The sequence below is a fragment of the Acrocarpospora pleiomorpha genome (genome assembly GCF_009687885.1).
Classification (GTDB): Bacteria; Actinomycetota; Actinomycetes; order Streptosporangiales; family Streptosporangiaceae; genus Acrocarpospora; species Acrocarpospora pleiomorpha.
This window is the reverse complement of record NZ_BLAF01000095.1, coordinates 19563-32317: the sequence shown is the minus strand read 5'-3', so window position 1 is coordinate 32317 and position 12755 is coordinate 19563. Positions and strand designations below refer to the sequence as shown.

The 12755-nt window shown below is 67.6% G+C and carries 9 protein-coding genes; 7 read left to right on the top strand and 2 right to left on the bottom strand.

Annotated elements, in window-relative coordinates; all coding sequences use genetic code 11:
• Positions 1-136 precede the first annotated feature (136 nt).
• Positions 137-1150, bottom strand: coding sequence for a WD40 repeat domain-containing protein (locus Aple_RS47680; protein WP_155351413.1), 1014 nt, complete (start codon positions 1148-1150; stop codon positions 137-139).
• A 409-nt stretch (positions 1151-1559) separates the two neighbouring features.
• Positions 1560-1886: a hypothetical protein gene (locus Aple_RS47675; protein ID WP_155351412.1), complete on the bottom strand. Its 327-nt coding sequence runs from the start codon at positions 1884-1886 to the stop codon at positions 1560-1562.
• 113 nt (positions 1887-1999) lie between these two features.
• On the opposite strand from Aple_RS47675, the gene Aple_RS52965 reads away from it, so the two are divergent.
• The 7 genes from Aple_RS52965 (at position 2000) to Aple_RS47645 (ending at position 12721) form a co-directional block, all read left to right on the top strand.
• Positions 2000-3001, top strand: a complete 1002-nt coding sequence (locus Aple_RS52965) for a YxiH-YxzG fusion protein (RefSeq protein ID WP_174889988.1) — start codon at positions 2000-2002, stop codon at positions 2999-3001.
• A 104-nt stretch (positions 3002-3105) separates the two neighbouring features.
• Positions 3106-4230 (top strand): FAD-dependent oxidoreductase, encoded by a 1125-nt coding sequence (locus tag Aple_RS47665; protein ID WP_155351411.1) that lies wholly within the window; start codon positions 3106-3108, stop codon positions 4228-4230.
• Between the two features lie 73 nt (positions 4231-4303).
• Positions 4304-4432: a hypothetical protein gene (locus Aple_RS55905; protein WP_281361709.1), complete on the top strand. Its 129-nt coding sequence runs from the start codon at positions 4304-4306 to the stop codon at positions 4430-4432.
• A 45-nt stretch (positions 4433-4477) separates the two neighbouring features.
• Positions 4478-6226 carry a TIGR02677 family protein gene (locus tag Aple_RS47660; protein WP_246265466.1) on the top strand — a complete coding sequence of 583 codons (1749 nt, stop codon included), beginning with the start codon at positions 4478-4480 and terminating at the stop codon, positions 6224-6226.
• Positions 6223-7377, top strand: a complete 1155-nt coding sequence (locus Aple_RS47655) for a TIGR02678 family protein (RefSeq protein WP_155351410.1) — start codon at positions 6223-6225, stop codon at positions 7375-7377. Before Aple_RS47660 ends, Aple_RS47655 begins: the two co-directional genes overlap by 4 nt.
• A complete protein-coding gene (locus Aple_RS47650) occupies positions 7374-11459 on the top strand; it encodes a TIGR02680 family protein (protein ID WP_155351409.1) in 4086 nt (1361 codons plus the stop codon). The genes Aple_RS47655 and Aple_RS47650 overlap by 4 nt, the downstream gene beginning before the upstream one ends.
• A complete protein-coding gene (locus Aple_RS47645) occupies positions 11456-12721 on the top strand; it encodes a TIGR02679 family protein (RefSeq protein ID WP_155351408.1) in 1266 nt (421 codons plus the stop codon). The genes Aple_RS47650 and Aple_RS47645 overlap by 4 nt, the downstream gene beginning before the upstream one ends.
• Positions 12722-12755 lie beyond the last annotated feature (34 nt).

The following is a 12755-nucleotide window of genomic DNA, read 5'->3' as shown; positions in this document are numbered from 1 at the left end:
AGTACGGCGAATGCATCAGGTTCGCGGTTGACATGGGAGCGTCAGGCAGGGAAGGCGTGGCGGTGTCGGGTACAGGCACATGATGCAGCGCTTCTCGCGTGCGAAGCACGCCTTCGGAGGGAGCGCGAAGCACCATTTAGTTCCTAATATGCACTTTTCCTAGGGAGACCGGATAGCCCGGATCTAAGCCGAGGTCCCGGATTCGTTGAGACTTCCCGGTTTGCATGTTGACCGCGTAATAACCGAAGGATTCGCCACCCTCTGGGGTATCAGCCTGAACGATGTATTCGTGGGCATTGAGCCAGCCATATCCAATGGCATCGCTTGGCTCGGACAGAAGCCGAAGTTCAAGCTTCTTAGAAATCTTTCCGGTCTCGGTGTCGTAGGTGACAACGTATTCTTTGCCGTCCTCGCCAACGTCGGCAAGTACCTCTACCAGTAGGCGGCCGTCCAGGGAAAGATCGCCAATGGAATAACCTCCCACCCATTCGCTGGTAACCATGCCTTGCCGGTTCAGCATGGTTACGGTGTTACTCGCAGAGTCATCCTCTCCGAGTCCCGGGCAAGTCCGATCAACTGCGATGGCAGTGGCGCCTTGGCTGATACCAAGAACGCGGCAGAAGCCTGGGAAGGTTGAGGTCTGTCCTGTGGCTAGTTCGGTGAGCAGTACTTGGGGTTGGGTGCCAGAAAATGCGACTGTGAAGAACCGGCCATCGGGCGATATCTCCAGACTGCGTACACCATCGAGCGTCTTAGCGTCGAGCCGTGGTGAGATGGGCCTGAGCTGTGCGGCGGGCAGATCCCAGCCGACGAACTGCATACGCGTCTTACTGAAGTATGCAATGTGGTGGCCGTCGGGGCTGACACGGAGTGGCACGTCTTGTCTGAAGGATTCATCCACTTTAGCTTGGCTTGCCGCATCAAAGAGGGGGATGTCGCTCGTACAGTCGTCCTCGACGCTAGCCTCAGTCCTATCTCCGCTACAGCCCGCGCCGTAAGCGATCCCTATATCCCGTTTTCCTTCACCTGTTTTGTAGTGCACGCGCAGTCGCCATTCGCTACACGTGACTACTTTCGGTGTGGCATCCTCTTCTTCGGTTGTAGGTGAACTGTGGCAATTTGAATCCTCCGGAATGAATGCATACTGCACCGGCGGATCAAATGGCCCTGGCTTCCATTCTGGTATCGCCTGGGGTTTGTCGCCGCGATTCAAATAGAGGAAGCCTGCTCCTAATGCGCCAATGAGAAGGAGGAGAACTCCGATGCGCCGACCAGGCCCAGACCGGATACTGCGCCCTTCGGCATCAGGCATGAAATCGATCCCCGGCTGACTCGCTAGAAGCAGATCCATTCATCTCGACAGACGCCGCCAAGCTCCCCACGCCTCCCCGTTCTATATCGAAGGACAACCTAGGCCAATCCAGTCACGGGGGGATAACGAGTGAGCGATCATGAGAGTTCCTGGTGACCGAGAGACGCTCTTCACAACGCGATAGATGGGGGCAACAGAAAGCCAACAGCACCGGCGACAGGGGAATAGCAGCATCAACCTCAATGACTCACTCGTCGGCCGCGTCCGTTGGGCTGTTCCGCTCGGCGGCGGTTTCCGCCTGATCGACCGTTTCTGTGGTGGCGGTGGGGTGCCGCGCCACCCGAGGCGCTCGGGTGGGCGTCGGCTTCCACGGGCCGCAGGGGTATTCCGGGTTCTCCTTCCAGGATTTTCGGCGCGGGTTAGGACTGGTCAACCCGGTGCGGGAAGCGCGGACAGGCGTTGCCAGCAGGCCAGGAACGCGGTCCTCGATGGCCAGGTGGCGCTGATCCGCGGAGACTTCGGAGAACGATCCCCTGGCGCAAAGATCGATCACATGATCAAGCTCGTCGAGCACCCGGCCAGGCTATGCCTAAAGCGCCAGAAATATGAGATATGCCCATGCTCGGCGCCTCTGGTGCGGCGCATATTCGCTCGTGATCCTCTGGCGCGGTCAATAACGTATGCCCCATGCGAGGTCGGATCAGAAGAAATCGGAAGACGGGCATCGTGAGGCTGCGCCATCATGCGGAGCTCATCCCACCGTACAACGGTACGGAGATGGTGACGGCGGCGCCAGGTCCGGAGGGAGAACTGGTTGTCCTATGGGCGTCGAAGGAGAATGCCGACGCCATTGCCGCACGGACTGTCCAGCCGGGGGGTGCGGCCTTCCCCGATGCTCGTACGGCTGCGCCCGTCCCGGTGCATGTCGCAACCTACCGTCCCCATCTGGTGATGACGGTGTCCATCGCCGAGCAGTCACTCGCTCATACGTATGTCCAGCCGCTTCCCGGGGGAGATGTGCTCCTGGTGGGCGCCCGATGCCGTTTGCGTGATGGAGTGGCTGAGTCCAACGCGGCGAAATACACCGCGGACGGCGAACTCGTGCGAGAGGGCATTCTGGGAGACGGAATCGAAGACGTGCAGACCACTCCGTCCGGCGAGATATGGGTGAGCTATTTCGATGAAGGGGTGTTCGGCAACTTCGGGTGGGGCGCTCCGGGCGGTCTCGACCCCATCGGCCACCCTGGGCTGATTCGCTTCACGCCTGACTTCGGCATCGCATGGCGATACCCGTACAAGAGCAAGTTCGGTGTGATTACTGATTGCTACGCCCTGAACGTGACGGGAGAAGAGGCGTGGGCTTGCTACTACACCGATTTCCCCATTGTGCGGGTCCAAGCCGGCACGATCACCGGCTGGACCAATGAGGTGAACGGTGCTCACGCGCTTGTGGTCGCGGATGGCAGGGCCGCACTGATCGGAGGATACGGCGAGGACCGGCATCGGGTCGTTGCCGGGGCCATTGAGGGAGAGGCTTTCTCGCCGCATCGTCCCGCCCGGCTGGTGATGCCCGACGGGCGGCCGGTTCCCCGAGAGGCGGCCGTCATGGGCCGGGGGAGTGAACTCCACGTCGTCGCCGGGCAGAGCTGGCTCAAGCTGGATCTCGATTCCCTGGAGAATTCTATGTAAAACAGGTAGGTAATATGGAAGGCTCGTGTGGCCGGGATAGGGGCACGTCGTCGCGAGAGCCTCATTGTCCGCGTCGAGCGGTGTGGAATCGGAAAGGGCCGTGGATGACCAGGCATGAGGTGGATGTCGTCGTCGTGGGTGGTGGCGGGATGGGGTCGGCGGCCGTGTGGCGGCTGGCCGGTCGTGGGGCCGATGTGGTGTTGCTGGAGCGATTCGAGGCGGGGCATGTGCGCGGGGCCTCGCATGGCGCGTCCCGGATCTTCCGTGTCTCTTACATCGAGCCCGCCTACATCAGGCTTGCCCGGGAGGCCGAGGGGTTGTGGCGGGAGCTTGAGGCCGACTCAGGTGTCTCCCTGCTCACCCTCACCGGCGGAGTCAACCACGGGCGTACGACGGACCTCGGCCTTCTGGCTGAGGCGGTCGAGGCGGCGGGCACGCCAGGGGAGTGGCTCGCCCCCGAGGAGGCCGCCGAGCGTTGGCCCGGCCTGCGTTACGACGGCAAGGTGTTCTTTCATCCGGCGAGCGGGCGGCTGCACGCCGACGGCGCCCTGTCGGCGCTCCAGGCACAGGCGGTCCGGCTGGGCGCCGTCGTACGGCACGAGACACCGGTCACCTCGATCGTGGTACGCGGCGACGACGCCGTCGAGGTGGTGGCCGGGGAGGACGTCTACCACGCGAAGAGAGTCGTCGTCGCGGCCGGAGCATGGGCGGAGAAGCTGCTCGGCGGGCTCGTGCCACTGCCGCCGCTGCGCATCACGCAGGAGCAGCCGGCGTACTTCACCCCGCTGCGCGACGACGTGGCGTGGCCCAGCTTCGTGCACCACCTCGACCGCGAGACGCTGGAGGCCACGGGCTTCCTGAGCGGTGTGTACGGCCTCGGAACGCCCGGCGAAGGCGTCAAGGCAGGGTTTCACGGCACGGGTCCGGTGGTCGACCCCGACGCCCGCGACTTCCAGCCGGAGCCCGCCCAGTTGCGCATCCTGCGGGAATACGCCCGCACCTGGCTGCCCGGCGTCGACGCGGACGCCTTCACCCCGATCAGCTGCACCTACACCACGACGCCGACCTCTGACTTCGTCCTGGACCGAGTCGGTCCCATCGTCGTGGCGGCAGGCTTCTCCGGGCACGGCTTCAAGTTCGTCCCGGCGGTCGGCCGGATCCTCGCCGACCTCGCCCTCACCGGCGAACGGCCCGACGCACGCTTCGCTCTGAACCGCCCGCCTGACTGACCACCGCGAAACGATCTCAGGAACGGTAGACGTCGAGGACGTCCTCCCGTAAGGATCCCGCGCGGTCCTGTCGGTGCTCAGACCCGCGCTGGAGCGCTGCAACCGGTGGCCGATCTTCGAGGAGGAGACATCCGAGACGTATAGCGCTCACCCGCAGGCGCACGAGGTCGTTCTACGCCGGCTGGAGGGGTTCGAGCCCTGACGCGGCCGCGATCCGGGGCGGACCCTCATCCGGCAGGGTGAGCACATGACCCAGATGTCGATCCATATGGACGGCTTCTTCGGCTGCCGGCAGTGGTTCTTCTTCGATGACGTCTGGGCCGCCGCTCACCCCGATCTGGCCACCTCACTGATGCACTACGGCGTTCACTGGGATCCCCGCTGTCTGCGCGGCCACGGCATTCTCAAAGGGAACTTTTCAACGGAGGTAACGGGCGATAATCCTCGGGTGGTGGAAACGGGCTCAGGTGACGAGCGGGACGCGCAACCGTTCGCGCATCTCGGTACGCCCCTGGAATTGCTCTACCGGTCGATCTTGGTGGTTTTCATGCGGGCCAAAGATCGGTTCGTGGTGCATCTGCGGCCCGGGGAAGTCGCCGCCGAGCTGGGCCGCGACGGTGACGAGGCGCTGGTCCCCGCGCTGGAGAAGCTCGTCGGCTGGGGCAATCTGCGAGCCGACGCTGACACCGACAGGGTCACTTCGGTGGAGGACTTTCACCGCAAGCGCTTCCTCTTCCAGCTCACTCCCGAGGGGTACGCCGCTGAGCAGGCGATCGCCCTATATGAAGAGTCGGTGGGGCAACGCGGCGCGCTCCAGTCGGTGGCACTCGCCGACATTGCCGACCAGCTTGCAGCGCTCGCCGTGCTGGCGTCCGCCGCCGATCCCGATCCGGTGCGGACTCATCTGCTTTTGCTGGGGCTGACCGAACGATTCACCTCACTCGCCGACAACGCTCAAGCCTTCATGGCGTCATTGCGCCGTGCGATCGACTTCTCCGACGGTGACGTGGACGATTTCGTCGTCTACAAGGAACGCCTGATCGACTACATCAACCGTTTTATCGCCGACCTCGCGAACTCCGGCGCTCGGATCGCGGTTCTGCTGGCCGAGTTGGCAGGGCTCGGCCATGAGCGGCTGCTGCGCTTGGCGGCCCGGCGTGAGGCCGCCGACGCCGTCCCGGACGGCGATGACGCGTCCGCCGCGATGGACCGGGCCGAGCAGGAGGCTTTCGAGACATGGCAGAACCGCTGGCGCGGCCTGACCGGCTGGTTCGTCTCCACCCGCACCCGCAGCTCCCAGGCGAAACTCCTGCGCCAGTCGGCGATCACCGCGATCAAGCAGCTGATCGACGCCGTCGGTTTGCTGAACGAGCGCCGGTCGGGACGGTCGGACCGCTCAACCGACTTCCGCACCCTGGCCCGCTGGTTCGCCGAAGTGCCCGACGACGACGCCGCGCACCGGCTGTTCCGGGTCGCGTTCGGGCTGAACCCGGCCCGGCACCTGACGGTCGCCGGTGCCACCCTCGACGCCTGGCAGGAGGATCAGCCTGGGCCGGCCACCCCTTGGGCGGAGGCCCCGCGCATCCGGATCTCGCCGCAACTTCGCAAGACCGGATCATACGAGCGCCGCGGCAAGCCCAACAAGATCAAAAGTCGAGATGTGGAGCGCCGGTTCCTGCTTGAGCAGGCTGACCGGGAAGCCGCAGAGACCGCGGCGGCCCGCGACCGGCTCTGCACCGACGGGCCGGTCCTGCTTTCGAAGCTGGACGTCCTCGATCCCCGGGTGTTCCGGCTTTTTCTCGGCCTGCTCGGCGACGCGCTGTCGGCCCGGATGCCCGGCGAGACCGAGGTGAAGACCGTCACCGCGGACGGCTCGTTCGAGATCAGGCTGTCGCTCGTCCCCGACGGCGGCGATATCCGGATTCTCACTGGGGACGGGGTACTCACCGGCCCCGAGCACCTTATCGAAATAACCGATCTGATGGGGGAGTCGTGACCGAGGAGGAGGAGCTTGAGCTGCGCCGGGCGGCCCTGCGCGCACTGCTGGCCAAACCGCTGCTGACCGCGGAGCACGACGGTGAGGCTCTGTTCAAGGTCCGGCACTGCGAACGTGAGCTGCGCGAATGGCTCACCCGTGAGACCGGCTGGCGGCTCCACGCAGAGGTGGAGGTGGCCCGGCTGTTCAAGACGGCACCCGCCACCGCTGATGCCACCCACCCTGCCCGCGGCCGGTCTGGCGAGTCCTTCGGGCGCCGCCGCTATGTGCTGCTCTGCCTGGCGCTGGCCGTGCTCGAGCGCGCCGACGCCCAGACCACGCTCGGCCGCCTGGCCGAGGAGGTGCTGACCGCGGCCGCCGAACCCGACCTGGATTTCTCCTTCCCGCTGGAGACCCGCGCGGAGCGGGCCGACCTGGTGGCCGTCGTCCGGCTCCTGATCGACTGGGCGGTGCTGCGCCGGGTCGCAGGCGAGGAGGAAGCCTATCTGTCGGCCGCCGGGGACGTCCTGTACGACGTACGGCGCGGGGTGCTGTCGACTCTGCTCACAGGGGTGCGCGGGCCGTCGACCGTCCACGAGCCCTCCTTCGAGGATCGGCTCGCGGCGCTGGTCGCCGAGCCGCTTCCTGACACCGACGATCTGCGTAATCAGGCGCTGCGACGGACTCTCACCCGCAGGTTCCTGGAGGAACCCGTTGTCTACTACGCGGAGCTGACCGAGATCGAGCGCCTCTACCTGCACTCCCAGCGGCACGCGATCATACGCCGGATCGAGGATGCGACCGGCCTGATCGCCGAGGTCAGGGCCGAGGGCGTCGCGATGGTCGATCCGCACGACGAGCTGACCGATATCCGCATGCCCGAGCAGCGCACCGACGGCCATCTCACACTGCTCGTCGCCGAATACCTGGCCGAGCACGGCACTGCCACGATGCCTGAACTGCATGCTTTTGTCCGACAGGCTGCCGTTGCCCACCAGAGTTACTGGCGTAAGGGCGTCACCGACCCGGGTGCCGAGACCGAGCTCTTGGCCGATGCTCTTGGTCGGCTGACCGCCCTGCGCCTCGCCGAGACCTCTGGTCCGACGGTTACCGCGCTGCCCGCGATCGCCCGCTACGCCCTCGACGAACCCACGATCAAGGAATCGCGATGACGCTGCCGCTGCCCGACTCCGAACGCTGGAAGCCGCTGCGCGCCGGGCTCGTCGACATCTTCCACTACGACATGGAGGAGTTCCGTTTCCACGACGGCCGACTGCTCCTGCGCGGCAACAACGGCACCGGGAAATCGAAGATCCTCGCGTTGACGCTGCCGTTCCTGCTGGACGGCGAGTTGTCGCCGCACCGGGTCGAACCCGATGGCGACCGGCAGAAGCGGATGGAGTGGAACCTGCTCCTCGGCGGCCGGCATCCGCACCCCGAACGGCTCGGCTACACGTGGCTGGAGTTCGGCCGCCGCGCCGCCGATGGCACCTTCGAGTACAAGACGATTGGCTGCGGGCTGAAGGCCGTCAAGGACCGCGGCATCACCAGACACTGGTTCTTCGTCACCGGGCAGCGGATCGGGGAGGGACTCTCGCTCGTGTCCGTCGCGGGCGTCACCGTCACGCGGGAGAAGCTCCGGGACGTCCTGGAAGGTCATGGTGCCGTCTACGAGCGGGCGTCGGACTACCGCAGGGCCGTCGATGCAGCCCTGTTCGGGCTCGGCGAGCATCGATATGACGCGCTGGTCAACCTACTGATCCAGCTCCGCCAGCCGCAGCTGTCGAAGAAACCGGACGAGAAGCTGCTGTCACGTGCCCTCACCGAAGCTCTGCCGCCGATCAGTTCCGCTCTCGTCGGCACCGTCGCCGAAGCATTCCGCGGTCTTGACGAGGAACGTGACGCCCTGCGCGCCCTCGATGAGGCGAGCCGCGCCGCCGACGCGTTCCTTGTCCACTACCGTCGTTACGCAAAGATGGCCGCCAAACGTAAGGCCGGTGTGCTCCGGGTCACGCACAGCCGTTACGAACACCTCGGCCGCGACCTCATCGAGGCCGAACAGGAACTGAAGTCCGCGCTCGGGGCTCTCGCCGACGCTGAACGGGTGTTGGCCGATCTGGAGCAGGCGCGGCTGCGGCTGGAGGCCCGGCAGACCGCACTCAAGCAGAGCCCCGAGATGCGCGACGCGCAGCGGCTCAAAGAGGCCGGAGAAGAGGCCCAGCGGCTGGCCCGCTACTCCCGGGACCGGGCGAAGGACGAGGCCGAGCAGGCCGGGCGCGCCAGCCGTGCCGAGCGCCGGACCCGTGAGTTGGCCGAGCGGCGGGAGCAGGCCGACCGTGACCTTTCTGTGGCGTTCGCCGGTGCTGAGGAGGCGGCCAAGCGCGGCAGATGCGCGGCCGATCATCAGGCTGCCTTCCGCGGTTGGGAGAGTGATCTCGCCGCTGTCCGGCGCGCCGCCGAGGAGCTCGTCGGCCGTCGGGCCCAGGCCGTCTGGGAACTGGAGAGGCGGTTCACAGCCGTCGATATCGCGCGGCTCCGCTGGGAGAAGGCCGACGACGAGGTGATGCGGATCACCGGCGAGCTCCAGCTGGCCGCCGAGCGTATCGCTGCCACCGACCGCGACGTCACTGCCCGGACCGGGGAGCTCGCCGCCCGCTACTTCGCCTACCTGGCCGGTCTCACCGAACTCGCTCTCCCCGACCCCGACGCGGTCCTCGCCCACCTGGAGACCTGGTCGGTCACCGCCTCGGACGCCAACCCGGCCGCCGCTCTCATCGACGAGGCAGCCCGTACCGCGACCGTCGCCCTCACCCGGGCCGACGCCGAACTGGAACGCGCCCAGGCCGAGCAGCGCCGCCTCGCCGGCATACTCAGCGCCGAGATCACCCGGCTCGAATCCGGTGCCACCGACGCGCCGCCGGTCCCGCATATCCGCACCGCGGCCGAGCGGGACGGCCGTCGCGGTACACCGTTGTGGCGGGCCGTGGACTTCGTTGACTCCCTCGCCCCCGGTCACCGGGCCGGCCTAGAGGCGGCGCTGGAGGCGTCCGGGCTGCTCGACGCGTGGATCACCCCCGACGGTGGCCTACTCGCAGCCGACGACACCTTCCTGCTGACCGGCCCGCCCGCAGCCGGTCAGACCTGCGCGCAGGTGCTGCAACCCGTTGTCGACCGTGCCGACCCGGCCGCCGCCGCTCTCAGCGACGAGGTGATCACCGCCGTGCTGAGCCGGATCGGGCTCGGTCCGGGCGCCACTACCTGGGTCGCGGCCGACGGACGCTGGGCCAACGGCGTCCTGACCGGCCGCTGGCATAAGGACGCTGCCGTCTACATCGGCGAGGGCGCCCGCGAAGCGGCACGCCGGGAACGGCTCGCCGCCGCCCGTGCCGAGCTCGCGGCCGTCGAGATCGCCATCGAAGGGCTGGCCGCCGACCGGGAACAGGTGGCCGGACGGTTGGATCGTCTCGCCGCCGAACATCGGGGACTGCCCGCCGACACGCCGCTCCGCGAGGCCCACGTCCGGCTCGCCGGGGAGCACCGCCGTAAGCGGGAACTCGATGACGCCCACACCACGGCCATGGCCGCCGCCGAACGACTCCGCGCTGAGATCGATGCCGCGCGTGCCGATGCCACCGAGTTCGCTCACGACGTCGGCCTGCCTGCGGAACCGGCCGAGCTGCCCGAGGTGAAGGACGCGCTTGCCGCGTACCAGCTGGCCTTGGCCGGCCTGTGGCCGACCATCTCCGCCACGCTGACCGCCCGCACCGCCGCCGCCGAAGCCGCCGACGACCTGGCGGACCTGCGTGAGCAGGCCGCCGAGGCCGCCGTCAGGGCCGAGGAGGCGCGGGCCGCCGCCACCAGTGCCGATGAGACCTACCGGGCTCTCGTGGAGACTGCGGGCGCGGGCGTCGACGAGCTGTTCCGGCAGTTGCGCGCCGTCGAACAGGACCTGGTCCGCCGTACGTCCGCCGAGCATGACACCCGTGCTCGCCAACAGCAGGCCTTGCTCGCCCGTGGGCAGGCCGAGGGCCGCCGGGGTTCCCTCGAGCAGGAGATCCAGCAGGCCATCGAGGTCCGTGACCGGGCCGTTGAGGAGTTCCGGGCTTTCGTCGGCACCGGGATCCTCACACTCGCCTTGCCCGACGCGGAACTCCCTGACCTGTCTCGCCCTTGGACACCGACCGCCGCCGTTCAGCTCGCCCGCACTGCCAACGCCGCGCTGGAGGCCGTCGACGATACCGAAGGCCCCTGGGATCGCAGCCAGAAGAAGGTTGCCGAAGAACACAAGATCCTCTCCGACGCGATGTCCCGGCACGGTCACTCCGTCGGCCTGACACTCCGCGATGGAATCATGCTCGTGGACGTCGTCTTTCAGGGCCGGATCCGCGACATCCCGGAACTCGCCGCGGCCCTCACCGAGGAGAACAGGCACCGGGCCCGCCTGTTGTCGGCTAGGGAACGGGAGATTTTGGAGAACCATCTGCTCAGTGAGGTCGCTGGCACCCTCCACGAGTTGATCACCGCGGGTGAGGAGGAGGTCGCCGCGATGAACGGTGAGCTCACTGCCCGCCCCACATCGACCGGGATGACCCTTCGCCTCGTCTGGCGGATCGCCAAGAAGGGCCCCGAAGGGCTGGAGCGGGTCCGCGCCAAACTCCGCCAGAGGATCGACGTGTGGAGCGACGACGATCGCGCCGCAGTAGGGGCGTTCTTGCAGGGTCAGATCGTCCGGGAGCACACCGAGAACCCGTCCGCAGGCTGGGCCGAACAGCTCACCCGTGCCCTGGACTACCGGTCGTGGCACGAGTTCGCCATCCAGCGACTCCAGGACGGCCAGTGGCGTCCCGCCACCGGACCGGCTTCAGGCGGCGAACGGGTCCTGGCCGCATCCGTCCCGCTGTTCGCCGCCGCCTCCGCCTACTACAAGTCGGCAGGGAACCCGTGCGCTCCCCGGCTGGTCGCACTCGACGAGGCGTTCGCGGGGGTTGATGACGACTCCCGCGCCAAATGCCTCGGCTTGCTCGCCACCTTCGACATGGACGTGGTCATGACCAGTGAACGCGAATGGGGCTGCTATCCGCAGGTGCCGGGCCTGGCCATCTGCCAGCTCTCCCGCCGTGACGGGATCGACGCCGTCCTCGTTACCCCGTGGCGCTGGGACGGCCGCGAGCGGGTTCGTACCCCCCGCCCCGACCCGCTCGCCACCTCGGAACCCGCAGCGCCGCCGCCTGCCGAGGAGACCCTTTTCTCATGACCGATGAGACGGCGGCACCGGACGGTGATCGGCTGCGGCGGCTGATCGGCGGCGAAGATATGGCGTGGCTGGTCGACCGCGCCCGCCGACGGATCGCCCGGGACGCCCCGCTGACCGGAACCGTGACCCTCACCGCCCCCACCCAAGAGCAGCGCCGCGCCCTTGCGGTGCTCCTCGGCCGCAGACCCGCCACCGGCGCCTCTCTTACCGTTAATCTCCGTGATGTCGACGAGTTGCTCCGCGCTACCGGCCACGGCGGCCTCGCGGCGGCCATTACCGCCCTTACCGGCCCGGTCGACTCGCTCTCAGACCGGCGTCTGCGCACCGAAACTGCCTGGCGGGACGCCTACCGCCCCCTTGAGGACGCCGTCGCGGACCGTCCCGAGCTGGCGTCCTGGCGGTCCTGGCTGGACACCACCGGCCTGCCCCGCCGTCTCGCCCCCGACCCGGCCGACGCGGCCGTTCTGCTGGCCGGGCTCGCAGCTGTGCTCAGCCGTCTGCCGTCGCCGTCGATCCCGCTGGGCCGACTCGCCGCCGAAACCTGTGGCGACGCCCACGCCCTCGACGACGGACGTCCGCTGGCCACCCTCGCTCTGTCGGCGGTCCGGGCCCTGGCCGGACGGCCGTTCACCACCGAGCCGGCTGCCGAATCGCGCCGTGCCACCTGGGCGTCGGTCGGCGTCCACCTCGACGAGCTCTCCTCCACTGTCCTGACCCTCGGCCTCACCCCCGACCCGGCCACCCCGCTCGGTGCCGTCCTGTCCGCCCACAACACCGCCGGTGAACCGGCCTGCCTCACCCTCCGCCAGCTCCGCCGCCACCCCGCCCCGATCCCCGTCGCCCGTGTCCACCTCTGCGAGAACCCTGTCGTGATCGCTGCGGCGGCCGATGACCTAGGCCCCGCCTGCCCTCCGCTGATCTGTATTGGCGGGCGTCCTTCCGCAGCGGTCTGGCGCCTGCTCACCCTCCTAGGTGACGGCGGTGCCACCTTCCTTTACCACGGCGACTTCGACTGGGGCGGCGTCGCCATCGCCTCTTCCCTCCACACCCGCGTCGGCTTCATCCCTTGGCGTTATACCGCCGCCGATTACCTGGCGGCTCCTTCCGGCGGCCCCCTCACTGGCCGTCCGCTCCCCACCCCGTGGTCCCCGCCCCTCACCACAGCCATGACCAGCCGCGCCACCCGCGTCGAGGAGGAACTCCTTCTCGACACTCTCCTCACCGACCTCCGCACCTTTGATCCAGGGATATCCACAGGCTGAGAGAATAGGAAAGTGCCCGGTGATACCTTGGAGT